The organism is Pacificispira sp., assembly GCF_965228185.1.
Lineage (GTDB): Bacteria > Pseudomonadota > Alphaproteobacteria > UBA8366 > Aestuariispiraceae > Pacificispira.
Genome location: NZ_CBDDHE010000009.1, coordinates 17,489 through 44,410 on the forward strand (window position 1 = coordinate 17,489; position 26,922 = coordinate 44,410).

Consider the following 26,922-nt stretch of genomic DNA (forward strand, 5'->3'; position numbering starts at 1 on the left):
AGTAGGAGCGCAGTAAGACAGATGGAGAGAAACGCCTGTGGAAGGCCATGCCCTGACTGATGAAAAGCCGATGACCCGGTCCGAGGAAAAACGGGCCCAGATCGTCGACGCTGCCTCACACCTGTTCATGAAATACGGCTATGGCTGTGTCAGCATGGACGCCATCGCCGCCGACGCGAATGTGTCGAAGCGGACCGTCTATGGTCATTTTTCCGACAAGTCGTCGCTGTTCATCGCCGTGATGAACCGACATTGCGCGATCATCGGCGGCCAGCGCGTTCTGGACGATTGCGACGACGGGCGGGTCGAGCTGAACGACGATATCGCCGCGGGCATGGAAGACCGGTCCCCCCGACCGGTCCTGACCGCCTTCTGCAACCGGTTCCTGCGCATTCTGATGTCCAAGGACGGCGTTCGGTTGTTCCGGGTGGTTCTGTCCGAGGCGGAGCGGTTCCCGGAACTGGCGCGCAGTTTCCACGAAGACGGCCCGAAGCCGCTGATCCGGCGGTTGCGGACCTACCTTCAGGAACAGTGCGACAATGGGGTTCTGGACATCCCCGATACCGAACGCGCGGCCTGGCGTCTGATCGCGATGATCAAGGAACCCTGGCATATGCGGCTGAGCCTCGGCATCGGCGATGTGCCGTCCGACGAGGAAATCGCCAACCATGTCGACGATACCCTCGGCTTTTTCCTGAAAGCTTACGCGCCGGATTAATCCCTAACCCGATCGAGGCCGCCCATGACTTCGGACCATCGCGTGCTCGTGATTACGAGCGTGCCGGACCAGATCGGTCCGATCCTGACCAATCGCTTTCCCGATCTGCCGATCCGGGTCGAAGACGACGCCGACAAGGTCGCGACGGTTCTGGACGAGTTCCGGCCAAGCGTTGTCTTCGCCATTGGTGGCGAGCCCTATCCGAAGAACCGGTTTCCGGACTTGCTGGCCTATCCGTCGGTACGATGGCTGTCCAATGGCGGCGCCGGGGTCGAACATATCGGAACCTGGGATCCGGCGGAAAAGACCGTAACGAACGCGGCCGGCGTCAACGCGCCTTTCCTGGCGCAGTTCACCATCGCCGCACATATGTCGGCCAATATCGGCATGCCGCGCTATGCCCGTCAGCAGCAGGCGCGGCAGTGGGAGCGGCACGAATGGCCGCCGCTGACCGACCGCAAATTCTGTGTCGTCGGCCTGGGCAGCATCGGGCGGCTGGTGGCGCAACACGCGAAATACTTCGGCATGCGGACCGTCGGCACCCGTTCTACCGCCCGCCCGACCGACCATGTCGACGAGGTCTTCGCGTCAAAGGACCTGCTGAAGGCGTTGGACGGCGCGGAATTCGTATCCGTCCATTGCGCTTCGACGCCGGAGACGGCGGGCATGATCGACGATGCCGCCTTCGACGCCATGGCGGATGGGGTGATCTTCCTGAACGCCGCGCGCGGCGCCGTGGTCGACGAGGATGCGCTGCGCCGCGCCTTGGACAGCGGCAAGATCGGCACCGCTATCCTCGACGTTTTCCGCACGGAGCCCCTGCCCCGGGACAACCCGCTCTGGGACTATGAGAACGTCATCGTCACGCCCCACATGGCCGACAGTATCAGCGGCTGGGAGGTCAACCTGACCCGCGCTTTCGGGGACAATCTCGCGCGCTGGATTGCCGGAGACCCCCTGGCGAGCCTGGTCGACCCGGCCAGGGGGTACTAACCTCCGGCGCTATCCTTTTGGATAGCCGATGCCCTTCAGGTTTTCGGCAATCTCATCCAGAATCGCCGGATCGTCGATCGTCGCGGGCGTTTTAAAGTCCTTGCCGTCGGCGATCGAGGCCATGGTGCCGCGTAGGATCTTGCCGGACCGGGTCTTGGGCAGGCGCTTCACGACGGTGGCGTTCTTGAAGGCCGCGACAGGGCCGATCTGATCCCGGACCAGCTTGACCACTTCCGTCACGATTTCCGCATCGTCGCGATCGACCCCTGCCTTGAGAACCAGGAACCCGACCGGCAACTGACCTTTCAGGGCGTCCTCCGCCCCGATGACCGCGCATTCCGCGACATCGGGATGGGACGCCAACACTTCCTCTATCGCGCCGGTGGACAGGCGGTGTCCGGCGACATTGATCACATCGTCGATGCGCGACATGACATAGATATAGCCGTCTTCGTCCATGTATCCGGCATCGCCGGTCTTATAGAAGCCGGGATAATCGGCCAGGTAACTGTCGATGAAGCGCTGATCCGCGTTCCACAGCGTCGGCAGGCAACTCGGCGGCATCGGCAGTTTGACGCAGATCGCGCCCATCTGGCCGCGCGGCACCTCATTCATTTTCTCATCAATGATCTGGACGTCATATCCCGGAACGGCACGGGTCGGCGACCCTGGCTTGACCGGCAACGGTTCGATCCCCATGCAGTTCGACGCCATGGGCCAGCCGGTCTCCGTCTGCCACCAATGATCGATGACCGGCACCTTCAGCTTGTCCTGCGCCCAGGCCAGCGTGTCCGGGTCGCAGCGCTCACCGGCCAAAAACAAAGCGCGGAATTTCGACAGATCGTATTGGCCGATCAGCTTGCCCTGCGGGTCTTCCTTCTTGATCGCGCGGAAGGCCGTAGGCGCGGTAAACAAGGTCGTGACGCCATGATCGGCGATCACGCGCCAGAACGTCCCGGCATCGGGCGTGCCGACCGGCTTACCTTCGAACAGAACGGTCGTGCAGCCATGCAGCAGGGGCGCATAGACGATATAGGAATGCCCGACCACCCAGCCGACATCCGACGCCGCCCAGAAGATTTCGCCCGGATCGACGTCGTAAACGTTCTTCATCGACCATTTCAGCGCCACCATATGGCCGCCATTGTCGCGCACGACGCCCTTCGGCTGCCCCGTCGTACCGGACGTATAGAGCACATACAGCGGATCGGTCGCCTTGACCGGCACACAGGCCGCCGGACCAGCCGCATCCAACGCTGCCTTCCAATCATGATCCCGGCCGTCCCGCAGGGTCCAGGCGGCCTCTTCTCGCTGGGTCACGACGATGGATTCAACAATACCGGGGGCGAGGTCCAATGCGCCTTCGACCAATGGCTGATAGGGGATGACGCGGCCCGGTTCGATCCCGCAGGACGCGGTCAGAATCGCGCGGGGGCGGGCGTCCTTGATGCGCGTCGCCAATTCGTTGGAGGCGAAGCCGCCGAAGACGACGGAATGCACCGCGCCGATCCGCGCGCAGGCCAGCATGGCGACAGCGGCCTGCGGAATCATCGGCATATAGATGATGACCCGATCGCCCTTTTCGATACCGAGTTCGGTCAGGACCCCGGCACAGCGCGCGACCTTGTCCCGTAGCTCGGAATAGGTGATCCGCTTTTGTCGGCCGGTGATCGGACTGTCATAGATGATCGCCGCCTGATCGCCGCGCCCGCCGTCGGCATGGCGGTCGAGGGCATTGTAGCAGGTGTTGCATTCCGCGCCGGCAAACCAGCGATAGAAATGGGGGGCGCGGCTGTCGTCCAGCACCTTGTCCCAGCGCTTGTGCCATTCCAGTTCGCCTGCGGCGTCCGCCCAGAACCCTTCGCGGTCGTCGATGCTGCGCCGGTAGATGTCGTCCAGTTTTCCCATTATACGTTTCCCCCTGAGGACCGGGATCATGTTCTGTTTTCAACGATTTTCCGCAAACAAGAATAACGAACAAGGGGCGAATTGGCACAGTTTTCGGGACCCGGCAGCAAAAACGCCGGCCCAGTAATGGACCGGCGCTCGCTGGACACCAGGAAAGTGCCGCGTAGATCTAGTTTCCAAGATTCTCGACATTAATGCCGATCGTTACCGCCCCGATAGGGTTGCCTGAGGCGTCGTTGATCGTGCGGCTCACCTGACTGATGAAGCTTTCTGACGAATCGTCGAATTCGACCTCGTCGATCAGAACCCCATCCGGCCCCGCGCCGAAGCTTTGCTGGAACTTGGCCTCATCGCCTTGCCAGTAGTCGCTGGTCGGGTCGCTTTGACCGACATTCAAACCCTTGTTGTCCATGACGAAGACTTCGGCGATCAGGCCGTTGCTGTCTTCCTTGATTTGCATCAGCCATTTCGACAGGTCGTTGCCCAGAACCTCGGCAATCATCGGACCGCTGCCGGAATCCTTCTCGGCCCGCCATTTCTTGTCCAGTGCGTCGATATCCGCATCTGCCAGACCGGCATGTTTGGCGTTCTGTGCCTCGATGGCCGCGACGACTGCAGGATCCTGAATCCAGGTCGCCTCTTCCAGATAAGCCTTCAGTTGAGGCTCGAAATCATTGGCCGTCGCCGGCGTGACGGACGCCACAAGAATCAAGGCGAGGGAAGCCATAAGGTAACGAATACGCATGCTCACTCCTCCCGGGCCCTGCGCAAATGTGGCGCGGACCTCATCTGTTGGTTTTTGCATTCATATTCATGCATTATTTCATTTACCCGTCTAATCACGGGATGTTGTCTACACATACCTAGACATGTGTTAACAATTAATTATGAAGTTGAACTTAGTGTTACGCGACAAGAAGGGCTGTCCGCCGACGGGCGAAAAATTGGCCTCTGTTAGGTATGCTATGGGACGGAAACGCGATGAACATAAACGATATTCGTATTTCGTGGAAACTTGGCTCAGGGTTCGCTTTTATGGCGATCCTGATCCTTGTCGTTGGTTTTGTCGGCTATCGCGGATTGAGCGCGATGAACGACGGCACTCAGGTCGTTGAAACCAGTAGTTCGGTCGCTGCCGCCCTGGCTCGAGCACAGATCAACACAGAGCGCTTCGGCCGCACCGTCGACCAGACGGACGCGGACGCCGCGCTGAGCGATATTGAAAGCACCCGATCGCAAATCGGACGCTTGGAGGGCCGCCTAAACGCCGAGGACGAATCGACCCGCCTGGCGGCGCTAGGCGCCGTCGACCGGTTCGAGGCCAATTTGAACTTTTACACCGATCTGCGCCTGACACAGGTCCAAACGGTCGACGAATTGGATAAAACGTTGGATGTCGTTCTGAAGGCCGCGACGACGGTCGCCAGCGGTCAGGAGATGCAACTGACCTGGGCCAAGTCCGCGGCGGAGCTTGCGGCCAAGGAACAGGATGCCGCTTTCGCGATCGTGGATGTCACGACCGCGTTGAAGGACCTTGCGCGCCGGGCCGGCGTCGAGGCCGCGATCTTCCGCTATACCGGCCGTCAGGGCGCGGCGGATGCCGTGAATGAATTGGTAAAGGAAATCTTCGTCAATTCCGTCACGCTGAAAAACAATCTGGAAGGGACGGTGTTGGAAGAGGACGCCAACACCATCTCGAAACTGGCCCAGGATTACCGCAAGGCCTTTGCCAAGGCGGTGAAGAATCCAAACAGCCTGACAGCGGGGGTTACGGCGGATGCCCTTCTGGCGGATTTCGTGACCGCCGTCTCGAAAATCGCGGATAAGCAGCGCGAAGTGTTCGATTCGGCATCGGCCAAGGTCAAGAGCACCGCCGCTGAACTGACCATGCGTCAGAGCATTGAGCGCGAAGCGACGCGCCTGACCCTCATCGCCCGGCAATTGGCCACATTGAAGGCGTCGATCGGTCAGTTGACGACCCGGGACGGATTCGCCGCCAACCTCGCCAGCACTGAAACCCTGATCGATTCCATGAAGAAGGCGGCCGGACGCCTCGCGGAAGTAACGACCGACGATGTCCTGAGGAAGACGTCCCAATCGATGATCGACTCCATGGACGGCTATATGTCCAAGTATCGCGAGATGGTCGAACGCGCCAATGACGGCTTGTCCGCCGAAGAAACCATGCGGACTGCGGCCCAGGAGCTTACGAGTTCCAGCGAACAGTTGATTGCAGCCGGGTCCGAGGTCCTGGACAGCGTCCGCGAGGGCAGCCTTGCCATGATCGGCATCGGCGTCGCGGCAGCCGTTCTTCTGGCCGGGGCGATGGGTGTCATGACCCAGTTCAGCGTCGTACGGCCGATCACCCGTCTTTCGGATTGCATGGAGACATTGGCGGAAGGCGACAATTCCGTCGATGTACCGGGTACAGACCGCGGCGACGAAATCGGCGCGATGGCGAAGACGGTCGAGGTGTTCAAGGAGAACGGACTGGAGAAAGAACGCCTACAGGAAGACCAGAAACGCCTGGAAGCCAAGGCTGAAGAGGAAAAGCGCCGCGCGACTGAGGAACTTGCGACCACATTCGAGCAATCGGTCATGGGCGTCCTGAATCAGGTCGGCAGCGCCACCAAGGAAATGCGCGAAGCGGTCTCTTCCATGCTGGCGAGCGCATCCGAAACCTCGACGTCGACAGACAGCGCCGCCCATGCCTCGGCACAGGCCAGCAGCAATGTTCAGGCCGTGGCGGCCGCGGCCGAGGAGTTGGCCGCGACCGTGTCGGAAGTGACCCGCCAGATTTCCACCTGCGTTCAGATTGCGACCGAAGCCCAGACTTCCGCCCAGGAAACCGATACGGCGATCCAGGATCTTGCCAGTTCCGCCGAACGGATCGGCGAGGCGGTCCGCCTGATCTCGGAAGTCGCAGAGCAGACCAACCTCCTGGCGCTCAACGCGACGATCGAGGCCGCTCGCGCAGGCGAGGCAGGCAAAGGCTTCGCGGTCGTCGCCAACGAGGTCAAGGCCCTGGCAGCCCAGACCGGCAAGGCGACGGACGAAATCTCGAATCTGGTCCGGGAGATCCAGGGCAGCACGGACGACGCCGTCGGCCGTATCAAGCGGATCGCCGAAACCGCGGCAAAGGTGAATGACGTCATCTCCTCTGTCGCCGCGGCGATGGAACAGCAGGGCGCGGCGACATCCGAAATCGCGCGGAACGCCGAAGGTGCGGCGGACGGGACGTCGCAGGTCGTCGGCAATATCGATTCGGTGCGCGAACAGGCCAGTTCCACGGGCGCCCTTGCCAAGCAATTGATGCAGGAAGTCGAAGGCCTCGACACCGGCGCAGGCAAACTGTCCCAGGCGGTGAACGGCTTCCTCGGCAAACTCCGCGCCGCCTGACCGTTCCATTCCACTGCAATCTCCAAACGGCCGTCCGGATCTCGGGCGGCCGTTTGCTTTTGCGTGAAACCCAAAAATGTGATCACATCCCTTTCCCAATGTGATCACATTTGATAGCGTCCTGCGTCGCCGGACGCACCGGCCCCCATATCCCGTTTAGAAGGAACGCCGAGATGACCGAACTTCGCCGCAATCTCGATGTCGAGGAACTGGTTCGCCTGGACACCGCCCACCACATGCATCCGTTCACGGATTACAAGTCTCTGGCGGCGGAGGGCGGCTCGCGCATCATCACCCGGGCGGAAGGCGTCTATCTATATGACGGCCATAACAATCGCATCCTGGACGGAATGGCCGGCCTCTGGTGCGTCAATGTCGGCTATGGCCGTGAAGAACTGGCGGAGGTCGCGTACCGCCAGATGAAGGAACTGCCCTACTACAACACCTTTTTCAAAACCGCCCATGCGCCGTCGATCGAACTGGCTGCGAAGGTCGCGGAGAAGCTGCCGGCCAATTTCAACCGCGTCTTCTTTGCCAATTCCGGGTCCGAGGCGAACGACACCAATGTTCGTATGGTGCACCATTACTGGCAATGTGCGGGCAAGCCGGAAAAGCGCTTCATCATCGGCCGCGAGAATGCCTATCACGGATCGACCGTCGCCGGGGCGGCGCTGGGCGGCATGTCCCCGATGCACAAACAGGGCGGCAAGCTGATCCCGACCATCCACCACGTCATGCAGCCCTATTGGTACAAGCTGGGCGGTGAGATGACGCCTGCGGAATTCGGTCTGCACGCCGCGAAGTCGCTGGAAGACCGGATCCTGGAACTGGGTCCGGAAAATGTCGCCGCCTTCATCGGCGAACCGATCCAGGGGGCTGGCGGCGTTATCATCCCGCCGGAAACCTACTGGCCGGAAATCAACCGCATCTGCAAACAATACGACATCCTGCTGATCGCCGACGAAGTGATCTGCGGCTTCGGTCGGACCGGAAAATGGTTCGGGCTGGACACCTTCGGCATCGAGCCCGACCTGATCACCATGGCCAAGGGCCTGTCGTCCGGTTACATGCCGATCGCCGCGACCGGCGTATCGGATCGCGTCGCCGACACGATCACCGCGAATGGCGGCGAATTCTTCCACGGCTATACCTATTCCGGACACCCGGTAGCCTGCGCTGTCGCATTGAAGAATATCGAGATCATCGAATCGGAAGGTCTGATCGAAAAAGTCGCGACGGAAACCGGGCCCCATCTGGCGAAGCGTCTGGCGGAGTTCAACGACCACCCGCTGGTCGGCGAAACCCGCTGCATCGGCCTGATCGGCGCCATCGAACTGACGAAAAACAAGGAAACCCGCGAGCGCTTCGAACCGGCCGGAAAAGTCGGCACGATGTGCCGCGACCACTTCTTCAAACGGAACGCGATCATGCGGGCCTGCGGTGACGCCATGGTCCTGTCCCCGCCGCTGGTGATCGAGACCGAAGAGATCGACGCGCTGATGTCCGTGGCACGGGAATGCCTGGACGCAACCGCGCGCGACCTGGGGATCATGTGAGCCGGACCGCGCCACCGAAAGTCACGGTGGCGCAGCACGCCGGAACACATTGACAGGGGACCCCAGAAAGTGCCCTGATTCGTCGGAATGGTCGGCCCGAACGAGCCTACCCGACACGAGTCAGGGGTTCAGCCGGAATGTTGGCGCGGCAACGACCGCGATCCGGCACCGGAAACCAGCAGAGGAGAACAGGGAATGACAGGTAAGTTTCGAAATGGAATGACGCGCCGCAGCATGCTGCAGGCGACCATCGCCGGCGCGGGGGCCGCCTGGGCTGGTATCACCTTCGGGCCGAAGGCCCATGCCGCCGCGCATGGCGAAGAACCGAAGGTCAATTTCTACAACTGGGACACCTATATCGGCGAGACGACCCTCTCCGATTTCGAGAACCAGACCGAAATCGAAGCGAATATGTCGCTGTTCGCCGATAATGACGAGCTGTTCGCCAAGCTGCGCGAAGGCAATCCCGGCTTCGACGTCATCGTGCCGTCCGACACCTATGTCGCGCGCATGATGGCCGCCGATATGCTGGAGCCACTGGATTACGGCATGCTGCCGAACGCCAAGAACATCAACCCGCTGTTCACCGACGCCGCCTACGATCCGGGCCGCAAATTCTCGGTGACCTATATGTGGGGCACGATGGGCCTCGGCATCCGTAAGAGCGCGACCGACGGCGTCACCAGCTGGAAAGACGTTTTCGAGAGCGACAAATATGCCGGCCGTATCGCGATCCTGTCGGAAAGCACTGCGATGATCGGCATGGCGTCGATGTATCTCGGCACCGGCATGAACCCGACCTCCAAGGCCGATATCGACGCTGCTGTCGACCTGCTGATCAAGCAGAAGCCGGCGTTCAAGACCATCGCCGAAGACAATGGCCAGGATCTGTTGGCATCGGGCGAAGTCGACATCACCATCGAATGGTCCGGCGATATCGGCCAGGTCATGTTGGAAGATGACGACATCGACTATGTCATCCCGCAGGAAGGGTCGCTGATCTGGGCGGACAACCTCGCCATTCCGAAGGGCGCGCCGCACCCGATGAACGCCCATAAGTTCATCAATTATATCCTGGACGCCCAGGCCGGTGCGCTGATCGCGGATTACATTCAGTACGCCACGCCGAACCAGGCCGCCCGGGCGCTGCTGAACGACAGCTACAACAAGAACCCGTCCATCTTCCCGCCGGAAGAAGTCCTGGCCAAGTGCGAATGGCAGATCTATTCGGGCGAGGATGTGTCGCGTCTGAAGGACGAAGCCTGGACCCGGTTCCTGGCCGCCTAGAACACCGTTTCGAACCCCCGCCCCGCCGGCAGCCCATTGGGGGAGCGGCCGGCGGGCGGGCCGTTTCTAGGGAACTTCGGGCATGGATCCCTGGCATAAATTCAGGCGTATTTTCTATTCCGTCGGGATTCCGCCGACCATTTGGCTGATCGCCTTTTTCTTGGCTCCGCTGGGGCTGATCTGGATTTTCAGTTTCGGGGAAAAAGTCGGGGTGGTCGGCATCGACATCACCTGGACCCTCGACAACTATGTCCGGTCCTTTAATCCGGACATCCTGACGATTTTCGCGAAGTCGCTCTGGCTTGCCGCCGTCGCGACCTTCATCTGCCTCGTCATCGGGCTACCTGTCGCACTCGGCATCGTCTATGCGCCGAACAAGTGGAAGGGGCTGCTGCTGCTGGGCATCATGCTGCCCTTCTGGACCAATCTTCTGATCCGGACCTATGCGCTGATCGCGGTGCTGCGAACGCGCGGATACGTCAATTTCACGCTGGAATGGCTGGACGGCGCGGCGCGCTGGTTCCTGGAACTGTTCGGTATGGGCGGTATTGCCCTGGCGATCCTGGGCGAGCGATTTCAGGCGTTGGAGCTTCTCTACAACGACAATGCCGTCATTCTGGGCCTTGTCTATGTCCACCTGCCCTTCATGGTGCTGCCGCTCTATGCCGCGCTGGAACGGCTCGACCGCTCCTATCTGGAGGCCAGTCTGGATCTCGGGGCTGGCCATCTGCGCACCTTGTGGAACGTCGTCGTGCCGCTGGCGCTGCCCGGCATCATTTCCGGTCTGATCATCACCTTCATCCCGGCCCTGGGCAGTTTCCTGACACCGGACCTGTTGGGCGGGCCCGACAGCGCGATGATCGCGACCATCATCGAACGGCAGTTCAAGTCGGCGAACGATTGGCCCTTCGGCTCCGCGCTGTCCTTCCTGCTGATGTATATCACCTTCGGCGCCCTGGCGATCCGGGCACTCATGGCCCGGCGCCGCGGCGGCGACGGGATGGGAGGGTAACGGCCATGGCGAAGCGAAAGGGCCTGTTCGGCCGCGATCCCGCAGGACCGCTGGACTATCTGCGGAAATGGCCGTTGCTGACGGTCATGATCGCAACCTTCGTGTTCCTGTATGTGCCGTTGCTGACGCTGATGGCGTTCAGTTTCAACGACAGCCGCCGGAACATCGTCTGGCGCGGCTTCACGACCGAGTATTACGGGAAGCTGTTCAACAACACCGACCTGATGATCGCGTTCGGGAACTCGCTGACCATCGCGCTGTTCTCGACGGTCTTTTCGTTGATCCTGGGCGCGATGGTGGCGATTCTGCTGTGGCGCTTCCGGTTCCCGATGAAGCCTTTCTATGAAGGCACGATGGCGCTGCCCATCGTCATTCCCGAAATCTGCATGGGCGTCGCCATGCTGGCCTTCTTCGCGCGCATCGGCTGGCCCAACGATCTGGTCTGGCCGATCAGCCTCGCCAACATCACCATCGCCCATATCAGCTTCACCTTCCCCTTCGTGGCGGTGATCGTCCGGGCGCGGCTGGCCGGGTTCAACCGCGAACAGGAAGAGGCCTGCCGGGATCTGGGCGCCGGCGACTGGGAGGTCTATCGCGACGTCATCATCCCGCATATGAAGCCGGGTCTGGTGGCGGGCGGGTTGCTGGCCTTCACCTTGTCGCTGGACGATTTCGTCATCACCTTCTTCACGTCCGGGCCGGAAACGGTGACCTTCCCCGTGAAGGTCTATTCCATGGTCCGCTTCTCCGTGACGCCGGAGGTCAACGCGGCCTCCACCGTCCTGATCGTCATCACCGTCTTCCTGACCGCCATCGCCATGTGGCTGCAAAGCAAAGGGGCCGAAAAGAAATGACAGACGGCGCCAAGACAATCATCGGCATCCGTTCCGTAACCAAACGCTTCAACGGCAATGTCCTGGCCGTCGACGACGTGTCGCTCGACATCAAGTCGGGTGAGTTCTTTGCCCTGCTGGGCCCCAGCGGCTGCGGGAAAACGACCTTGCTGCGCATGATCGCAGGCTTTGAGGTGCCAAGCGACGGATCGGTGGAGATCGACGGCCAGGTGGTGGATGACGTTCCGCCGAACAAGCGGCCCGTCAACATGGTCTTCCAATCCTATGCGGTCTTCCCGCATATGACCGTGGCCGACAATGTCGCCTATGGCCTGAAAATGGACGGCGTTCCGTCGTCCGAGGCCAAGGGACGGGTTGAGGAAGCGTTGGGCCTCGTCCAACTGCCGGGTTATGGCGAGCGCATGCCGGATCAACTGTCCGGCGGTCAGCGCCAGCGCGTCGCCCTTGCCCGCGCCCTGGTGAAGCGCCCCAAGGTCCTGTTGCTGGACGAGCCGCTGTCCGCCCTGGACGCCAAGCTGCGCGAAGCAATGCAGTTGGAACTGCGCAATCTTCAGGCCAAGGTCGGTATTACCTTCGTCATGGTGACCCACGATCAGGACGAGGCCCTGAGCATGGCCGACCGGGTTGCGGTCATGGAATCCGGCCGTGTCCGCCAATTGGCGGCGCCGCGCGACCTCTACGAATTCCCGAACTGCCGCTTCGTCGCCGACTTCATCGGCAAGATGAACCTGTTCGAAGGCATCGTGAAGTCCTCCGCCGGCAGCGAAATTTCGGTCGGGATCGACGGGATCGGCGATGTCCGCCTGCCCTTCGACGGATCGGCCCAGGGCAAGATCGGCATCGCGATCCGGCCGGAGAAGGCCATGGTCACCGCGGACAAGCCTTCGGACGAGGATTGCCTGTCGCTGGAAGGTCAGGTGACCCAGGTCGCCTATTACGGCAATGAAAGCCATGTCTTTGTGAAGACCGCATCCGGTCTGGACTTCTCGGTCACGACCCAGAATAACGAGCGGTCCGTGGTTGCCGCCACCAATCCGGGCGACCGGCGTTGGGTGAGCTGGCGCCGCAAGGACACCCTGGTCCTGGCCGAGTAGAATGATTGCATGAGTAAGGCGTTTACCAAGGAATCCGATTCCGACGCGGAAGAGGATTTGCCCGAAGGCGCGGCACCGCTGCCGCGCGGCGCGAAGAATTATATGACGCCCGCAGGATACAAGCGCCTGCAGGGGGAATTGCAGAACCTGTTGCGGGTCGAGCGGCCGAAAGTGGTCGATATCGTGTCCTGGGCGGCCGGCAATGGCGACCGGTCCGAAAATGGCGACTACATCTACGGCAAGAAGCGGCTGCGCGAGATTGACCGTCGGATCCGCTTTCTGACCAAACGGCTGGAGATCGCCGAGATCGTCTATCTGGAACGTCAGACCAACCGCGACCAGATCTTCTTCGGGGCGACGGTCACCTTCGAGAACCATCGGGGTGAGGAGAAGACGATTCGAATCGTCGGCATCGACGAGGCACGGATCGAACGCGGCGAGGTGAGCTGGGTCTCGCCGATCGCCCGGGCCCTGCTGAAAGCCGAGGAAGGCGATGTGGTCAAGGTCCAGACGCCGACCGGCCCCGAGGAAATCGAAGTGATCGAGATTGCCTATCGGGACGACGAGGACTGACCGGGTTCAGCTGGTCTGCCAGGTCGCGTTGCGGCGGCGGTCGATCTCTTCGCGCAGGGCCATCATTTCGGGATCGAAATCCGCCTGGGCCCGAGGTAACGGGTCATAGTGACGGAAACTGTCCTGCCCACGCATCAGGATCGCGCATTCGCGTGCCTGTACCTTCTGCCGAACGCTGGGTTTCATGAAGACGATGTTGAAGCCGATCCGCCGGTCCACCGACCGGTTCGGATGCGAGGCATGCATCGTCCAACCATGGTGCAGCGACAGCTCTCCCGGTGCCAGAGCCGCCGAAACGGCGGTCGCTTCATCGACATTCTGAATGGTCTGCCCGCGCGACAGGATATTGTCGGACTCGCGCAGATCGACATGCGTCTGCTTCCCGACCCTATGCGAACCGGGGATCATCCGCATGCAGCCGCTTTCCTCCGTCGCCGGCGAAAGGGCCAGCCAGGCGGACACGATATCATCCGTGTCCAGTCCCCAGTAGGTCAGGTCCTGATGCCAGGAGACCCGCTTGGTATTCCCCGGCTCCTTGATGATATAGGTGCACTCATAAGCCAGAATATCCGGCCCCAGCACCGCCTCGACGGCGTCCAATAGGCGAGGGTTACGTAGCAGCCGGTCGGCGCTGCGGAAGATCAGATTGGGGAACAGGATGTAATGCATCGACCCGCCGAAACGGGCTTCCGCCACCTCAAGTTCCGTGCGAAAGACCGCCGCCTCATTCGGCGTCAGCACCGGCACACCGGCCACGAACCCGTCCCTGAAAAACCGCTCGCCCAACGACCCGATCGTCCCGTCCGGCATGACGCCCTCCTGAGATAAATCTATGGATCGAGAGTGAGCACCGGCGTTACATTCAGCAAACGAAACTTTCTGCAGCCTGAGATCGGGATTTTCGATTTAATAGGTTAATGAGCCGCGCGCAGGGCGGACTGCATGGCCGGCACGCGCAGCGACTCCATCTCCGCTATATCGTCGTCGGAAACTGGTTTCGAGATTCCCCAGAATGCCCCCAATTCCTGAGCCATCTGCGCGTAGTTGATGCCGGAACACATCAGACTGCCGCTCATGGCGACAACCGGGGTCTTGATACCGTTGATGGTCATCCAGCGAAGAAGCTCAAGGCCATCCATTCCCGGCATGACAATGTCCAGCAACACGAGGCTGAAACTTTGCTGCCTGAGAAGCCGCATCGCGGTGAAGCCGTCGGCGGCTTCGACGCAAGGAATGGATTTGCTCAGAAATCGCGCCTTCAAAACTTCGCGCGTCGTAGCATTGTCTTCGACGACAAGGACAGGCGGATAATGCATCTCTGGCGACCTTTCACTAAGTCACCCGAAACTAAAAATACTTGCCTGGACAGGGATTTCAAGCACTTCGTGCAACCGGCAACGGTTTCCGGCCAAGCCGCGCCACCTCCAGCACTTTTACCCCCCAGAATTGCTAGCTTTCGACCATAACGGGTTTCAATGCGGTCCGGATTCTGTCCGGAACCCGAACGGTCTGGCGCGATTTTCGGTCGATATAGACATGCACGAAGTGTCCGAAGGCGGCGCAATCCGTTTCCGCGTCACGGAACAGGGCGATCTCATAGGTGACCGACGAATTGCCGATACGCGGCACCCGCATTCCGGCATGGACGGTCTGGGGAAAGGATATCTCCTTCAGGAAACTGCACTTCGTCTCGACCACCAGACCGATTTCGGGGGAGTGAACCACGTCCAACCCGGCCTCGCGGATCAAATGCTCGTTCACCACCGTGTCGAAAAAGGAATAGTACTCGACATTGTTCACATGCCCGTACGGGTCCTGGTCCATCCAACGGGTCGGGATCGCCAGCAGGCGGGCAAACGACGACCGGTCGGGCGCACCGCCGGTCATCCCGCGACCTTCCGGATCAGCCCCATCAGCGCCATGCAGCTTTCCCGGGGCGCCTCGACCGTCATCATATGGCCGGCCGATTCCAGGACCGTCACGTCCGCCCCCTGGATGGCCTCGATCAGCGGCTGTGCGACCTTGACCGGGGTCATCTTATCGCCCTTGCCCAGCAGCAGATGCGCCGGGCACGTCACACGCGCGGCCGCCGCCAGGGCATCGCCATAGGCATTGCAGGCGGCCAGATCGTCGTGCAGCACGCCCGGTGCCATCCGGTCGATCAAGATCACGGCCTGGCGCAGCATCCAGATGCCGTGAGCGGGATTGCCGCCGCGATGGGCGCGGCTGCCATGCCCCCAACCAGCGATCAGTTCCGCCGCCGTCACCTTGTCGTTCTTGGCCGCGTTTAGCAGCGCCGGATGAACCGGCATCTTCGCGGCGACACCGCACAAGCCCAACCCGGCGCATCGAGCGCCCAAACGCGCCGCCGCTTCCAGCGCGGTCAATCCGCCCATGGAATGGCCGATCAGGACCGGACGGTCGATTTTCAGCGTATCGACCACGCCGATAATGAAGTCGGCCAACCCGCCGATACTGTCGATCGCCGGGCCGGGCGTCCGGCCATGGCCCGGCAGGTCCAGCGCCAGCACCGACGCGCCGTGATGGGCGATATAGCGGTTCTGACCGCCCCAAATGGAGTGATCGCACCCGGCCCCATGGATCAGGATCGCAACCGGCTTCTTGGGGTCGAACTCGGCGCCGCCGGTATTCGCGAAAACCGGACCGTTCTGCATCTCAATAAACATGGAAAATGGCTTCCCTTTACTCGGCGGCGGCCAGTTTGAACGCGCGGCGCAGGGCCTGGTTGAGATCGGCGATCAGATCGTCCGGATCCTCCAGCCCGACCGACACGCGGATCAGATCATCGCCGATCCCGGCAGCGGCCAGTTGTTCCGCGGTCATCTGCTGATGTGTCGTCGACGCCGGATGCAGCACCAGGGACTTGGCGTCGCCGACATTGGCAAGGTGACTGAACAATTCGACCGATTCGATGAACTTGGCACCGGCCGCGCGTCCGCCTTTTACGCCGAAGGCCAGCATCGACCCCGGTCCCTTGGGAAGGTATTTGCGCGCCAGATCGATGTCCGGGTGACTGTCCAGACCGGGATAATTGACCCATTCGACCGCTTCATGGGCGGCCAGAAAGTCCGCGACCTTGCGGGCGTTGGCGACATGGCGGTCCATACGCAGCGGCAGGGTTTCGATCCCCTGCAGCAGATGGAAGGCGTTCGCCGGGGACAGGACCGCCCCGAAATCTCGCAGCCCTTCCGCCCGTGCCCGGACGATGAATCCGGCCGGACCGTATTCTTCCGCAAAGACGATGCCGTGATAGGCCGCGTAGGGTTCCGTCAGGGTCGGGAATTTTTCTGCCTGGGCGAACCAGTCGAACCGGCCCGAATCGACCAGGACTCCGCCCATTGCCACGCCATGACCACCCAGCCACTTTGTCGCCGAATGCATGATGATATCGGCACCATGATCGAACGCCTTGCACAGATAGGGCGTGTTGAAGGTTCCATCGATCATCAGCGGCAGCCCGTGCCGGTGCGCGACATCGGCCACCGCTTCGATATCCAGCACTTCCAGATTTGGGTTACCGAGAATCTCGGCGAAGACCAGGCGGGTCTCGGGCCGAATCGCCGCCTCGAACTCCTCCGGCTTGCGGGGATCCACCAGGGTTGCGGTGATTCCGAACCGGGGCAGCGTGTGTAGGAACATGTTGATGGAGCCACCATAGAGCGACTTGGACGCCACGATATGCGCGCCCTGCCCCATCAAGGTCGATATCGCCAGGAACAGTGATGCGTGTCCGCTGGCCGTCGCCACCGCACCGACCCCGCCTTCCAGCGCTGCGACTCGTTCTTCCAGGACCGCGACGGTCGGGTTGGAGATTCGCGAATAGATATGGCCGGGCCGTTCCAGGTTGAACAGCGCGGCGGCATGATCCGTATCGTCGAAGACATAGGATGTCGTCTGATAGATCGGCACGGCACGCGCGCCGGTCGTCGGATCCGGCTGCTGCCCGGCGTGAAGGCTCAACGTGTCGAATTTCAGGAAGTCGGGCTTCATCGGCGTGATCTCCTTATCGGAAGCGGCCGTTCCACCATTGGAGAGGTCGGGGCGGCTGGTCGGATCGCCGCATTTTAACCCGTCCGGACCGGCCCCTGCCAAGACCATAAGACATGAAAAGACCGCCGAATTGGCGGTCTTTTCGTATCCCACGGTACTGGCGTCGGGTTTTCCCGATCTCCCTGCACCCCCTGTTCAACTTGCCTCACGGTCGAGACGGTAACGAGCCTATTCCGCTCGGTCAACAGTCTTATGGCCTTTCTAGGGGGCTGGGCTGAGTTTTTGTGAACGCGCGGTAACAATCGTTCGTTTACGAACAATTTATGACAGCTTTCTCGCAAAAAATTGGCCGCCAGAGGCGGCCAAGTAGAACAGGGGGTCTAAGAGTGTCTTGCGGCCCCAAACTTGGAGGGGGGGTGGGGCCGAGGGGTAGACATCCTTAGAATGGCACCTGAACCCTAACAAAGGGTTAACCAAAAGCGAATATGTGTCCGGAACACAGTTTCGTTATCGCGCGGTCCAACCGCCATCCACCGGCAGGGAAATGCCGGTAATCTGATCCGCCGCCGGGGAACACAGGAAGACGAGGCACCCGCCCAATTGCTCAGGCGTGACAAACTCCATCGACGGCTGCTTCTCGGACAGGATCTCTTTGGCCGCGTCCTCGACCGAGCACCCCAGATCGCCCGCCTTCGCTTCGATCTGGCGTTCGACCAGTTCGGTTCGAACCCAGCCCGGATTGATCGCGTTACAGGTGATCGGCTCTTCTGCCGTTTCCAGCGCCGTGACCTTGGTCAGGCCGACAATGCCGTGCTTGGCGGCGACATAGGCGCCCTTGTTGACGCTGGCCACCAAACCGTGGGCGGAGGCGGTATTGATGATCCGGCCCCAACCGCCGCGCCGCATTTTCGGCAGCGCCGCCTTGGTGGCATGAAAGGCGGAGGTCAGGTTGATCGCAATGATCGCATCCCATTTGTCCTCCGGAAAAGATTCCAGCGGGCTGACATGCTGGATACCCGCATTGTTGACCAGGATGTCGACCGACCCGAAGGCCTCGTCGGTTTTTTGCACGGCGTCGGCGATCTCTTCCGCCTTCAGCATATTCGCGCCATGATACCGGATATCCTGGCCCGTCTCCGCCGCCAAGGCGGCACGGGTCTTGTCGATTTCACCCTGATCGCCGAGACCGTTCAGCATGACATTCGCGCCGGCCAGCGCCAGCGCCCGCGCCATGGCGAGGCCGATCCCGCTGGTCGATCCGGTCACCAGGGCTGCGCGCCCCTTCAATAATGCTGTCTGTGACATTCCGGCATTCTCCTAATCTGGGCGCCCGCAGGACGCAGTTCGATTTGGGCAGACCCTAGAGGGGTAGGCGTCTAAATGGAAGCACCTGAGACGCTGTTTTCGGTTTGCTGGCTAGGAGCAGCGCGCGAAGCGATGCGGGGCATCGGGAGCGTGCCGCGACGCGGTCCAGGGGACCGAGAACGGCGCCGAAGGTCGGTATGGCGGGCCGTCGGTGTCGTCGCGACGGCTGGACGATGCCCCGCATCGCCTGCGCCGACGCTCCTAACCCACAACCCGCCATACCGATCTCAGGCGCTTCCATTCAAACGCCTACCCCTCTAGCTTGCTGCACTGCAAAAACAAGATCGCTTGTCACACCCGGACGACCTGCTTTCCGAAATTCTGCGATGTCAGCAGGTTCAGGAAGGCGGTCGGCATCTGTTCGATCCCGTCCAGGATATCGGTCTTGAAGGTCAGTTTGCCCTCCGCCGCCCATTGCGCGAGCTGCCGACGGGCGGCGGGATACTTGGCGACATGGTCGAAGATCAGGAAGCCTTCCATCCTGGCCCGCGCGACCAGGATCTTGCGCAGGAAACGCTCCCCCATATCCGGGGCCTCGAACTGTCCTGCGAGGCTGATCGTCCCGCAGATGATAACCCGCGCGCCCAAAGCCAGATTGTTCATCGCCGCGTCATGTATCGGGCCGGCGGTATTGTCAAAGAAGACATCCACGCCGCCCGGACACGCCTCCGCCACCGCGCGACCGAGATTCGGCGCGGTGCGGTAGTTGATCCCCTCGTCGAAGCCGATCAGACGGCACCAGTCCAGCTTTTCGTCGCTGCTGGCGACGGCGACGGCCCGTGCGCCGCGAATCTTCGCGATCTGTCCGACGACCTGTCCCACGGCACCGGACGCCGCGGATACCAGAACCGTCTGGCCTTTCTTCACCTTGCCGATCGTGTCCATGGCGATCAGCGCCGTCAGGCCCGGCATGCCGAGATAGCTCAACCAGGCATGCTCCGGCGCGTCGATGGAGGTGTCGACCCGCGTCAGCCCGTCGCCCGGCACGGCGGCATAGTCTCGCCAGCCGAAGCCGATCGTTTCGAACAGATCGCCCGGCTTCCAATCGGGATGCCGGCTTTCGACCACTTCGGCCACCGCCGCACCGTGCATCGCCTCGCCAATCGAAACGCCACCGGCATAGTTCGCCTGTTTCGAAATGCGGCCGCGCATATAGGGATCGACCGACAGCCAGCGGGACCGGCCCAGCACCTGGCCATCCGCGATATCGGGGATGGCGCGCTCTTCCAGGCGAAAGGTGCCGGCATCCGGCATTCCCGTTGGGTGTTCGGCCAGAACCCAGGTTTTGTTCGTGTCTGTCATCGCAGGCTCCCGTGGGGCTTTAGGATTTGAAGAAGCTCTCGGCGGCGCCGCGCGCGTCCTTCTTCGCGGCGATCTTGTCCTGGACGCGGGCAATCTCGGCTTCCAGTTCTTCGATGTATTCGCCCAGGGCCTCGATGCTCATCGTGTCGAGATCCATCGGCTGGATGCCCTTGGGCTTCGGGCGTTCTTCCTCGTCGAACATGATCTGTGCCTCCCTTGCGGCGGTGACGGTGGACTGTCAGTATCGCGCCCGCCCGCCGCTCCGCAAGACCGGGATCAGCAAAGGAGTTTCGCCATGTCCGCGCCCGCCCAGATGACTGCCGTCGAAATCACCGAACCAGGTGGACCGGAGGTTCTGATTGCCGGTCGGATGGCCACCCCCTCACCGGGACCGGGGGAGGTGCTGGTTCGGGTTCACGCCGCCGGGGTGAACCGTCCGGATGTGTCGCAGCGCGCGGGCTCCTACCCGCCGCCGCCGGGCGCCTCCCCCCTGCCCGGCCTGGAAATCGCGGGCGAGGTCGCCGCTCTTGGCGATGGCGTTCAGTCGCTCCAGATCGGCGACAAGGTCTGCGCCCTGACGCCAGGCGGCGGATACGCCGAATACTGCGTGACCCCGGCGGATCACTGTCTGCGCCTGCCGGAAGGCTATGACATGGTGCGTGCGGCCGCCCTGCCGGAGACCTTCTTTACCGTCTATTACAATGTCTTCATGCGGGCCAAACTGACGGCCGGAGAGCGGTTTCTGGTCCATGGCGGATCCAGCGGTATCGGGACCACGGCGATCCAACTGGCCAAGGCGTTCGGCGCGCAGGTCGCGGTGACGGCCGGCACCAATGACAAATGCCGGACCTGCCTGGAGCTGGGCGCGGATCTGGCGATCAATTACCGCGACGGCGACTGGGTCGAACAGGCCAAGGCCTGGACCAAGGATATGGCGGGCGGTCCCGGACTGGACGTCATTCTGGATATGGTCGCCGGCCCCTATATCGATCCGGGGCTGCGGCTGCTGCGCCGCGACGGCCGCTACGCCTTCATCGCCTTCCTGAAAGGACCAAAGGCGGAGGTCGACTTCACCCGCGTCCTGATCAACCGGTTGACCATCCTGGGGTCGACTTTGCGCCCGCAGACCGTCGCCGAGAAAGCGGCCATCGCCGACAATCTGCGCCGGGACGTATGGCCGCTGCTGGATTCCGGCAAGATCGCGCCGGTGATCCATAAAACCTTCCCCCTGGCCGACGCGGCGGACGCGCATCGGCTGATGGAAAGCTCGGACCATATCGGCAAGATCATCCTAACGGTGGCTTAACCCGCGACAGGGCGAAGTCCAGATCCATCTGGGCCTGAAGAATCAAGCGGTCGGCGAGGTCGCGGGAAATCGGCGCCCGATCCTTGTGACAGATCGTATAGCCGTCGCGCATCGGCAGGGCGGGACCGAACGGACATTCGATCCGCCCGGCGGCAAGATCGCGGGCCGCGAACAAGGCGTTCGCCAAGGCGACCCCGCCCCCCTCGGCCGCCATCTCTTGCGCCAGGGCCGACGCCCCTGCCCGCTGCCCCCGGCGCGGGTCGGGTGCATCGAACCCCGCGGCCGCCGCCCAATCCCGCCATACCGGCAGGCTGGCATAAGACCCGCCCCAATCAGTGTGGATCAGACGGTCCTCGTTCCAACTTCTGGACTCCCCCGGCCGGGCGACCGGGATCAAGCAATCCCTAACCAGAGTGCGGCGCACCAGGCCGGTATAAGGCAGTTCGCCATACCCTATCCGGATATCCGGACCGCCCTCGCCAAAATCGACCGGATCTTCTTCCATCCGCAGTTCTACACGAAGGTCGGGCCTGTTGCGCCGGATGGCGTCAATCGCGCCGGGCAGCCATTTCAGCGCCACCGATGCGGCCGCGCTGACCACAATGCGCCCGGGGGACCTATCGCCGGGACCGATCTGTCCGACCTTGGCCAGATTGTCGAACCCTTCTGCGAGATAGGGCAGGATCGACCGCCCCGCATCCGTCAGGGTGACACCGCCACGGCCCCGGTCGAACAAACGGCGTCCCAGATGCCGTTCCAGAAGCTTGATCTGCTGGCTGACCGCCGGGGCGGTTACGCCCAGTTCCGCGGCGGCACCGACGATGCTGCCCGTCCGGGCCGCCGCCTCAGCGGCCATCATCGCGGTCAATGGGGGGTATCGTCGGGACATGTTCCGTACCCATAGTTTTTCTTATCTCAACCTAACAATTTTGGGCATTTTCAGAAAGCTCCACTTTTCACACTGTGTTCTCGACCCTGTCAGATAAGGATCGACATCGTGCGGCCCCATTTGGACCTCGACCTGGATCGCTTTCCGTTGCACCGCCCCGACAGCGCGGATTACCGAAATTTGGTGGATGCCAAGCGGGAAGATTGGGTACGCAACGGGGCCTTCTCGCTGCCGGGATTCATGGCAAAGGGCGACGCGGCCAAGGCGGCGAAGGAGCTTCTCAGCGCTTTCGATACGGTCTCATACCGTCATCGAAAGGCGCATAACGTCTACTTCTCAAGCCCTTCCAAATCCTTGCCGACGGATCTGGCCGAACCGTCGCTTTTCACCTCCCATAGTTCCCTGACCGGCGATCAGTTGGTCGGCACCGCGATTCGCGCGGTCTATGACTGGGACCCGCTCTGTGATTTCCTGCGCAGGGTGATGCAATTGCCCGCCCTCTACCGAATGGCGGATCCGATGGCTTGTCTGAATGTCATGTCCTATGGACCGGGTGACGGCCTGGACTGGCATTTCGACCGCGCGGGTTTCGCGGTCACGATCCTGCTGCAAGCGGCGGAAGAGGGCGGTGCTTTCGAGTATCGCCGCAATCTGCGCAGCGACGACGATCCCAATTACGACGGCGTGCGGCGCGTCCTCAGCGGAAGCGACGACGCGGTCCGCCGGTCGCAGGCGGAGCCCGGCACTTTGACCGTCTTCGCGGGACGGCAATCCGTGCACCGGGTTGCCCCCGTCCTGGGCGGCACGCGCGTCATGGCGGTGCTCAGCTTCATGGAACAAGCGGACTATCAGTACAGCGCGGAAGACCGCATCCGTTTCTACGGACGCGGTCAGCCGTCGGACGCCCCGGTGAGGGGGATTTAGGAAGAAACAAGCTTAGAAGGTCGCTTCCAGCTCGTCGATAAAGCCTTCCAGAACGCCGAGGCCCAGCTTCCAGAAATCCGGGTCGGTCGCGTCGAGCCCGAAGGGCGCCAGCAGGTCCTTGTGCCGCAGCGTTCCGCCGGCGGACAGCATCTCCATGTACTTCGCCTGGAAACCTTCCGGCTCCGCCTCGTACTTGGCGTAGAGCGCATTCACCAGGCAGTCGCCAAAGGCATAGGCGTAGACATAGAAGGCCGAATGAATGAAGTGCGGGATATAGGCCCAGTAGTTCCGGTAGTTCTCGTCGAAGCGGAACACGTCGCCCAGGCTTTCCTCGCTGACCTGCATCCACAATTCGCCGATCCGGTCCGGCGTCAGCTCGCCGTTGCGCCGCTCGTCATGGACCAGGCGTTCGAATTCGCAGAAGGCGATCTGGCGCACGACGGTGTTGATCATGTCCTCGATCTTCGATGCCAGCACCGCGCGCCGCGCGATCGGGTCCTTGGTCGCGGCCAGCATGCTCTTGAAGGTCAGCATTTCACCGAAGACCGACGCCGTTTCCGCCAGGGTTAGCGGCGTATCGGCCATCAGATGGCCCTGTTTCCCCGCCAGCACCTGGTGCACGCCGTGACCCAGTTCATGGGCCAGCGTCATGATATCCCGCGCCTTGCCCTGGAAATTCAGCAGCAGATAGGGATGCGCCGAGGGCACCGTCGGATGGGCGAAGGCACCGCCCGCCTTACCCGGGCGCGGCGGCACGTCGATCCAGGCATTGTCGAAGAAGCGCTTTCCGACCGCCGCCATATCGGGCGAGAAGGCCGAATAGGCGTTCATGACAATCGATTGGGCATCGTCCCAGGTGAAGGTCCGGTCGTCATCGGCGGGCGGCGGCGCCAGGCGGTCCCAGTAATCCAGCTTGTCCCGCCCCATCCACTTGGCCTTCAGCCGGTAATAGCGGTGGGATAGGCGCGGATACATGTCGCGAACGGCCTGAATCAGCGCGTCGACAACCTCGTCCTCGACCTGGTTCGCCAGGTTGCGGGACGAAATCGGCCGCGCGAAGCCGCGCCATTTGTCTTCGACTTCCTTGTCCTTCGCCAGCGTGTTGGTGATCAGCGCGAAGGTCGAGATGTTCTCTCCAAGCACCGCACCCAGCGCCTGGCTCGCCTCCTTGCGGACGGTCGCGTCGCGGTCCTGCATCTTGTGCAGGATTTCGGTCTGGGTCAGCGTTTCATCCCGGAACGAAAAGCGCAGGCTGGCCGAGGTCTCGTCGAACAGGCGGACCCAGGCGCCGCTGCCCGCGACGCTCTTGTCCAGCAACAGGCGTTCGACCTCGTCGGAAAGCTGATGCGGCCGGAACAGGCGCAGCGCGTCCAGCCACGGGCGGTAGCGGCTGAGCGCCACGCTTTCCGTCAGCTTGGCCTCCAGCGCCTCGTCCGAGACCTTGTTCAGTTCCAGCGTGAAGAACAGCAGATGGCCGTTGGCCTCCGTCGCCTTCTCGCGCATCGTTTGATAGAACTGGCCAATCTTGGGATCGGTCACGTCGCCGGCATGCAGCAGTTGCGAATAGGACAGAACCCGCGACAGGGTTTCATCGATCGCCTCATAATCGGAGATCGCCCCGGCCAGGGCCTCCCCGTCGAGGTCGCCGACCTTGCCCTTGAAACGGTCTTCGAACTCTCGCGCCTGCGTCAGCGCATCGCCGATATCCCGTTTCAGTTCCGGCGAATCCGGGGCCGGATAGAGGTCGGTCAGGTCCCAAACGGGAAGATCGGGGGCGGCATGCGTATCGGGCATCGTGCTTGTCTCCTTCTTTCACATCCGTATCTATGTTTGTTTGGGGACCGGAACAAGGCATGGGAACAATGCCGGTGACCGGACATGTCGAGGAAACTTCCAAACACACGAGTCGAGGGCGATGCTGGATTACGCGTCTATTCCGAACCTACCGACGATGTTTTTCGACCAGGCCGCGCGCTGGGGCGACACACCGTTCCTATGGGCCAAATCGGACGGCCGGTGGCGGCCGACCAGTTGGGCACAGACCGCCGCAAGGGTCGCGAAACTGGCCCATGGCCTGAAACAGGTCGGTGTGAAGCCAGGCGACCGCGTCATGCTGGTCGCCGAAAACCGCCCGGAATGGATGATCACCGACTTGGCGATCATGGCCATCGGCGCGGTCGCGGTCCCCGCCTACACGACCAACACGGTCGAGAATCACATCCATGTCATGCGAGATTCCGGCGCCAAACTGGCGGTCTGTTCGACGGCGCAACTGGCCAAGCCGCTGATGGAGGCTGCGACCCGTGTCGGTGTCGAAACGGTCGTTGTCATGGAATGGCCCGGCCCAGTGCCTCAGGGCATGCGGATCTATGGCTGGGAAGACCTGCTGGGCATGGGCAAGGATCAGGAGGCGGCCACAGTCGAGGCGGCCGCCGAGCAGGCGCGCGGCCTGAAACGCGATTCCATGGCGGCGATCATCTACACGTCCGGCACCGGCGGAGTACCGACCGGCGTGATGCTGAGCCACGGCAACATGTTGTGCAACGTGATGGGCGCGGACGATTTCCTGCGCACCCTGCCCGGCCTCGACGACGGGACGGAGGTCTTCCTGTCCTTCCTGCCGCTCAGCCATTCCTACGAGCACACGGTCGGCCAGTTCGTCCCGATCTCCATCGGTGCACAGGTTTATTACGCCGAAGGCCTGGACAAGCTGGCCCAGAACATCATCGAAACCCAGCCGACAATCATGACCGCGGTGCCGCGACTGTACGAGACGATGCGCGGCAAAATTCTGCGCGGCGCGGAAAAAGTCGGCGGCACGAAAGAAAAACTGCTTTTGAAGGCAATCGAACTGGGGTCGAAACGATATGAGGATCCCGCCTCACTGACCCTGATCGAAAAGGTGCAGGACTTCTTCCTGGACCTCCTGGTCCGCCGCAAGGTGAAGGCGCGGTTCGGTGGACGGTTGAAGGCTTTCGTTTCCGGCGGCGGCCCCTTGAACTACGACGTCGGCCTGTTCTTCGTCTCCTTGGGTCTGCGGGTGCTTCAGGGCTACGGCCAGACCGAGGCAGCGCCGGTCGTTTCCGTCAACCGGGTCGAGATCAACGATTTGAGAACCGTCGGCCCGGCATTGAAGGGTGTCGACGTGAAGATCGCGGAGGACGGCGAGATTCTGGTGCGCGGCGAACTGGTCATGCTGGGCTATTGGAACCAGCCGGACCGGACGGCGGAGACCATCAAGGACGGCTGGCTGCATACCGGCGATATCGGCGAGATGGACGATCTGGGCCGGATCCGGATTACCGACCGCAAGAAGGACATCATCGTCAATTCGGGCGGCGACAATATCTCGCCGCAGCGGGTTGAGGGGATATTGAGCCTGCAGCAGGAAATTGCCCAGGTGATGGTCTATGGCGACAAGCAATCCCATCTGGTCGCCTTGATCGTCCCGGACGCGGACTGGGTGCGGGAATGGCGGACGGCAAATGGGAAAAAGGGCACGGGCTGGTCCGACTTGATGGAGGACGACGATCTGCGCAAGGCGATCCGCGCCGCCGTCGATCTGGCGAACAAGGATTTGAACCCGATCGAGAAGGTCCGAAAATTCGCCCTGGCGGACGAAGCGTTCAGTGTCGAAAACAGCATGCTGACACCGTCAATGAAGATCCGCCGTCACGTCATTCGCGACCAATATGCCGACCGTCTCAACGCGCTCTATGGAAAGGGCTGAA

At 61.9% G+C, this 26,922-nt stretch carries 24 protein-coding genes; 12 read left to right on the top strand and 12 right to left on the bottom strand.

What is annotated here, in order from left to right; translation table 11 throughout:
- Positions 1-70: 70 nt before the first annotated feature.
- Complete coding sequence (locus tag ACO06O_RS19635; protein WP_421883774.1) at positions 71-718, top strand: TetR/AcrR family transcriptional regulator; 648 nt, start codon at positions 71-73, stop codon at positions 716-718.
- Between the two features lie 24 nt (positions 719-742).
- A complete protein-coding gene (locus tag ACO06O_RS19640; protein WP_421883777.1) occupies positions 743-1,711 on the top strand; it encodes a D-2-hydroxyacid dehydrogenase in 969 nt (322 codons plus the stop codon).
- Positions 1,712-1,720: 9 nt separating this feature from the next.
- Here the strand turns inward: ACO06O_RS19640 and ACO06O_RS19645 are convergent, their stop codons facing one another.
- The gene (locus ACO06O_RS19645) at positions 1,721-3,619 is read right to left on the bottom strand and encodes a propionyl-CoA synthetase (RefSeq protein WP_421883780.1); all 1,899 of its coding nucleotides are present in this window, start codon (positions 3,617-3,619) and stop codon (positions 1,721-1,723) included.
- Positions 3,620-3,788: 169 nt separating this feature from the next.
- Positions 3,789-4,364, bottom strand: a complete 576-nt coding sequence (locus ACO06O_RS19650; RefSeq protein ID WP_421883782.1) for a hypothetical protein — start codon at positions 4,362-4,364, stop codon at positions 3,789-3,791.
- 236 nt (positions 4,365-4,600) lie between these two features.
- Between ACO06O_RS19650 and ACO06O_RS19655 the strand changes: the two genes are divergently transcribed.
- The 7 genes from ACO06O_RS19655 (at position 4,601) to greB (ending at position 13,394) form a co-directional block, all read left to right on the top strand.
- Entirely contained in the window at positions 4,601-7,018 is a 2,418-nt protein-coding gene (locus tag ACO06O_RS19655; RefSeq protein WP_421883785.1) for a HAMP domain-containing methyl-accepting chemotaxis protein, read from the top strand.
- A gap of 173 nt (positions 7,019-7,191) precedes the next feature.
- Entirely contained in the window at positions 7,192-8,574 is a 1,383-nt protein-coding gene (locus ACO06O_RS19660; RefSeq protein WP_421883788.1) for an aspartate aminotransferase family protein, read from the top strand.
- Between the two features lie 195 nt (positions 8,575-8,769).
- Positions 8,770-9,861 carry an ABC transporter substrate-binding protein gene (locus ACO06O_RS19665; protein WP_421883791.1) on the top strand — a complete coding sequence of 364 codons (1,092 nt, stop codon included), beginning with the start codon at positions 8,770-8,772 and terminating at the stop codon, positions 9,859-9,861.
- An 82-nt stretch (positions 9,862-9,943) separates the two neighbouring features.
- A complete protein-coding gene (locus ACO06O_RS19670; RefSeq protein WP_421883794.1) occupies positions 9,944-10,873 on the top strand; it encodes an ABC transporter permease in 930 nt (309 codons plus the stop codon).
- Between the two features lie 5 nt (positions 10,874-10,878).
- Positions 10,879-11,727 (top strand): ABC transporter permease, encoded by an 849-nt coding sequence (locus ACO06O_RS19675; RefSeq protein WP_421883797.1) that lies wholly within the window; start codon positions 10,879-10,881, stop codon positions 11,725-11,727.
- Positions 11,724-12,821: an ABC transporter ATP-binding protein gene (locus ACO06O_RS19680; protein ID WP_421883800.1), complete on the top strand. Its 1,098-nt coding sequence runs from the start codon at positions 11,724-11,726 to the stop codon at positions 12,819-12,821. The genes ACO06O_RS19675 and ACO06O_RS19680 overlap by 4 nt, the downstream gene beginning before the upstream one ends.
- A 9-nt stretch (positions 12,822-12,830) precedes the next feature.
- A complete protein-coding gene (gene greB, locus ACO06O_RS19685) occupies positions 12,831-13,394 on the top strand; it encodes a transcription elongation factor GreB (RefSeq protein ID WP_420420415.1) in 564 nt (187 codons plus the stop codon).
- A gap of 6 nt (positions 13,395-13,400) precedes the next feature.
- Here greB and ACO06O_RS19690 read toward each other — a convergent pair whose 3' ends face one another.
- From ACO06O_RS19690 to ACO06O_RS19725, 8 genes are all read right to left on the bottom strand, one after another.
- Positions 13,401-14,204: a phytanoyl-CoA dioxygenase family protein gene (locus ACO06O_RS19690; protein WP_421883803.1), complete on the bottom strand. Its 804-nt coding sequence runs from the start codon at positions 14,202-14,204 to the stop codon at positions 13,401-13,403.
- Positions 14,205-14,308: 104 nt separating this feature from the next.
- Positions 14,309-14,710 carry a response regulator gene (locus ACO06O_RS19695; protein WP_421883806.1) on the bottom strand — a complete coding sequence of 134 codons (402 nt, stop codon included), beginning with the start codon at positions 14,708-14,710 and terminating at the stop codon, positions 14,309-14,311.
- 133 nt (positions 14,711-14,843) lie between these two features.
- On the bottom strand, positions 14,844-15,281 hold the full coding sequence (locus tag ACO06O_RS19700) for an acyl-CoA thioesterase (protein WP_421883809.1): 438 nt from the start codon (positions 15,279-15,281) through the stop codon (positions 14,844-14,846).
- Positions 15,278-16,081: an alpha/beta fold hydrolase gene (locus ACO06O_RS19705; RefSeq protein ID WP_421883811.1), complete on the bottom strand. Its 804-nt coding sequence runs from the start codon at positions 16,079-16,081 to the stop codon at positions 15,278-15,280. Before ACO06O_RS19705 ends, ACO06O_RS19700 begins: the two co-directional genes overlap by 4 nt.
- 16 nt (positions 16,082-16,097) lie before the next feature.
- Entirely contained in the window at positions 16,098-17,405 is a 1,308-nt protein-coding gene (locus ACO06O_RS19710; protein WP_421883814.1) for an O-acetylhomoserine aminocarboxypropyltransferase, read from the bottom strand.
- A gap of 507 nt (positions 17,406-17,912) precedes the next feature.
- The gene (locus tag ACO06O_RS19715; protein ID WP_420420409.1) at positions 17,913-18,710 is read right to left on the bottom strand and encodes a 3-hydroxybutyrate dehydrogenase; all 798 of its coding nucleotides are present in this window, start codon (positions 18,708-18,710) and stop codon (positions 17,913-17,915) included.
- A 351-nt stretch (positions 18,711-19,061) separates the two neighbouring features.
- The gene (locus tag ACO06O_RS19720) at positions 19,062-20,072 is read right to left on the bottom strand and encodes an NADP-dependent oxidoreductase (RefSeq protein WP_421883818.1); all 1,011 of its coding nucleotides are present in this window, start codon (positions 20,070-20,072) and stop codon (positions 19,062-19,064) included.
- 19 nt (positions 20,073-20,091) lie between these two features.
- Complete coding sequence (locus tag ACO06O_RS19725) at positions 20,092-20,274, bottom strand: DUF1192 domain-containing protein (RefSeq protein ID WP_420420407.1); 183 nt, start codon at positions 20,272-20,274, stop codon at positions 20,092-20,094.
- A gap of 93 nt (positions 20,275-20,367) precedes the next feature.
- Between ACO06O_RS19725 and ACO06O_RS19730 the strand changes: the two genes are divergently transcribed.
- Positions 20,368-21,378 (top strand): NAD(P)H-quinone oxidoreductase, encoded by a 1,011-nt coding sequence (locus ACO06O_RS19730; RefSeq protein WP_421883821.1) that lies wholly within the window; start codon positions 20,368-20,370, stop codon positions 21,376-21,378.
- Here the strand turns inward: ACO06O_RS19730 and ACO06O_RS19735 are convergent.
- A complete protein-coding gene (locus ACO06O_RS19735; RefSeq protein WP_421883824.1) occupies positions 21,359-22,267 on the bottom strand; it encodes a LysR substrate-binding domain-containing protein in 909 nt (302 codons plus the stop codon). The genes ACO06O_RS19730 and ACO06O_RS19735 overlap by 20 nt on opposite strands.
- Before the next feature lie 108 nt (positions 22,268-22,375).
- Between ACO06O_RS19735 and ACO06O_RS19740 the strand changes: the two genes are divergently transcribed.
- Positions 22,376-23,191, top strand: a complete 816-nt coding sequence (locus tag ACO06O_RS19740) for a HalD/BesD family halogenase (protein WP_421883827.1) — start codon at positions 22,376-22,378, stop codon at positions 23,189-23,191.
- 12 nt (positions 23,192-23,203) lie between these two features.
- Here the strand turns inward: ACO06O_RS19740 and ACO06O_RS19745 are convergent, their stop codons facing one another.
- Positions 23,204-24,985, bottom strand: a complete 1,782-nt coding sequence (locus tag ACO06O_RS19745) for a M3 family oligoendopeptidase (RefSeq protein WP_421883830.1) — start codon at positions 24,983-24,985, stop codon at positions 23,204-23,206.
- Between the two features lie 121 nt (positions 24,986-25,106).
- Between ACO06O_RS19745 and ACO06O_RS19750 the strand changes: the two genes are divergently transcribed.
- Positions 25,107-26,921, top strand: coding sequence for an AMP-dependent synthetase/ligase (locus ACO06O_RS19750; protein WP_421883832.1), 1,815 nt, complete (start codon positions 25,107-25,109; stop codon positions 26,919-26,921).
- Position 26,922: the final 1 nt, after the last annotated feature.

Excerpts from the sequence above, each read along its gene's own strand:
- ACO06O_RS19635 (WP_421883774.1), top strand. The coding sequence starts at position 71 with ATGACCCGGTCCGAGGAAAAACGGGCCCAGATCGTCGACGCTGCCTCA.
- ACO06O_RS19640 (WP_421883777.1), top strand. The coding sequence starts at position 743 with ATGACTTCGGACCATCGCGTGCTCGTGATTACGAGCGTGCCGGACCAG.
- ACO06O_RS19645 (WP_421883780.1), bottom strand. The coding sequence starts at position 3,619 with ATGGGAAAACTGGACGACATCTACCGGCGCAGCATCGACGACCGCGAA.
- ACO06O_RS19650 (WP_421883782.1), bottom strand. The coding sequence starts at position 4,364 with ATGCGTATTCGTTACCTTATGGCTTCCCTCGCCTTGATTCTTGTGGCG.
- ACO06O_RS19655 (WP_421883785.1), top strand. The coding sequence starts at position 4,601 with ATGAACATAAACGATATTCGTATTTCGTGGAAACTTGGCTCAGGGTTC.
- ACO06O_RS19660 (WP_421883788.1), top strand. The coding sequence starts at position 7,192 with ATGACCGAACTTCGCCGCAATCTCGATGTCGAGGAACTGGTTCGCCTG.
- ACO06O_RS19665 (WP_421883791.1), top strand. The coding sequence starts at position 8,770 with ATGACAGGTAAGTTTCGAAATGGAATGACGCGCCGCAGCATGCTGCAG.
- ACO06O_RS19670 (WP_421883794.1), top strand. The coding sequence starts at position 9,944 with ATGGATCCCTGGCATAAATTCAGGCGTATTTTCTATTCCGTCGGGATT.
- ACO06O_RS19675 (WP_421883797.1), top strand. The coding sequence starts at position 10,879 with ATGGCGAAGCGAAAGGGCCTGTTCGGCCGCGATCCCGCAGGACCGCTG.
- ACO06O_RS19680 (WP_421883800.1), top strand. The coding sequence starts at position 11,724 with ATGACAGACGGCGCCAAGACAATCATCGGCATCCGTTCCGTAACCAAA.
- greB (WP_420420415.1), top strand. The coding sequence starts at position 12,831 with ATGAGTAAGGCGTTTACCAAGGAATCCGATTCCGACGCGGAAGAGGAT.
- ACO06O_RS19690 (WP_421883803.1), bottom strand. The coding sequence starts at position 14,204 with ATGCCGGACGGGACGATCGGGTCGTTGGGCGAGCGGTTTTTCAGGGAC.
- ACO06O_RS19695 (WP_421883806.1), bottom strand. The coding sequence starts at position 14,710 with ATGCATTATCCGCCTGTCCTTGTCGTCGAAGACAATGCTACGACGCGC.
- ACO06O_RS19700 (WP_421883809.1), bottom strand. The coding sequence starts at position 15,281 with ATGACCGGCGGTGCGCCCGACCGGTCGTCGTTTGCCCGCCTGCTGGCG.
- ACO06O_RS19705 (WP_421883811.1), bottom strand. The coding sequence starts at position 16,081 with ATGTTTATTGAGATGCAGAACGGTCCGGTTTTCGCGAATACCGGCGGC.
- ACO06O_RS19710 (WP_421883814.1), bottom strand. The coding sequence starts at position 17,405 with ATGAAGCCCGACTTCCTGAAATTCGACACGTTGAGCCTTCACGCCGGG.
- ACO06O_RS19715 (WP_420420409.1), bottom strand. The coding sequence starts at position 18,710 with ATGTCACAGACAGCATTATTGAAGGGGCGCGCAGCCCTGGTGACCGGA.
- ACO06O_RS19720 (WP_421883818.1), bottom strand. The coding sequence starts at position 20,072 with ATGACAGACACGAACAAAACCTGGGTTCTGGCCGAACACCCAACGGGA.
- ACO06O_RS19725 (WP_420420407.1), bottom strand. The coding sequence starts at position 20,274 with ATGTTCGACGAGGAAGAACGCCCGAAGCCCAAGGGCATCCAGCCGATG.
- ACO06O_RS19730 (WP_421883821.1), top strand. The coding sequence starts at position 20,368 with ATGTCCGCGCCCGCCCAGATGACTGCCGTCGAAATCACCGAACCAGGT.
- ACO06O_RS19735 (WP_421883824.1), bottom strand. The coding sequence starts at position 22,267 with ATGTCCCGACGATACCCCCCATTGACCGCGATGATGGCCGCTGAGGCG.
- ACO06O_RS19745 (WP_421883830.1), bottom strand. The coding sequence starts at position 24,985 with ATGCCCGATACGCATGCCGCCCCCGATCTTCCCGTTTGGGACCTGACC.
- ACO06O_RS19750 (WP_421883832.1), top strand. The coding sequence starts at position 25,107 with ATGCTGGATTACGCGTCTATTCCGAACCTACCGACGATGTTTTTCGAC.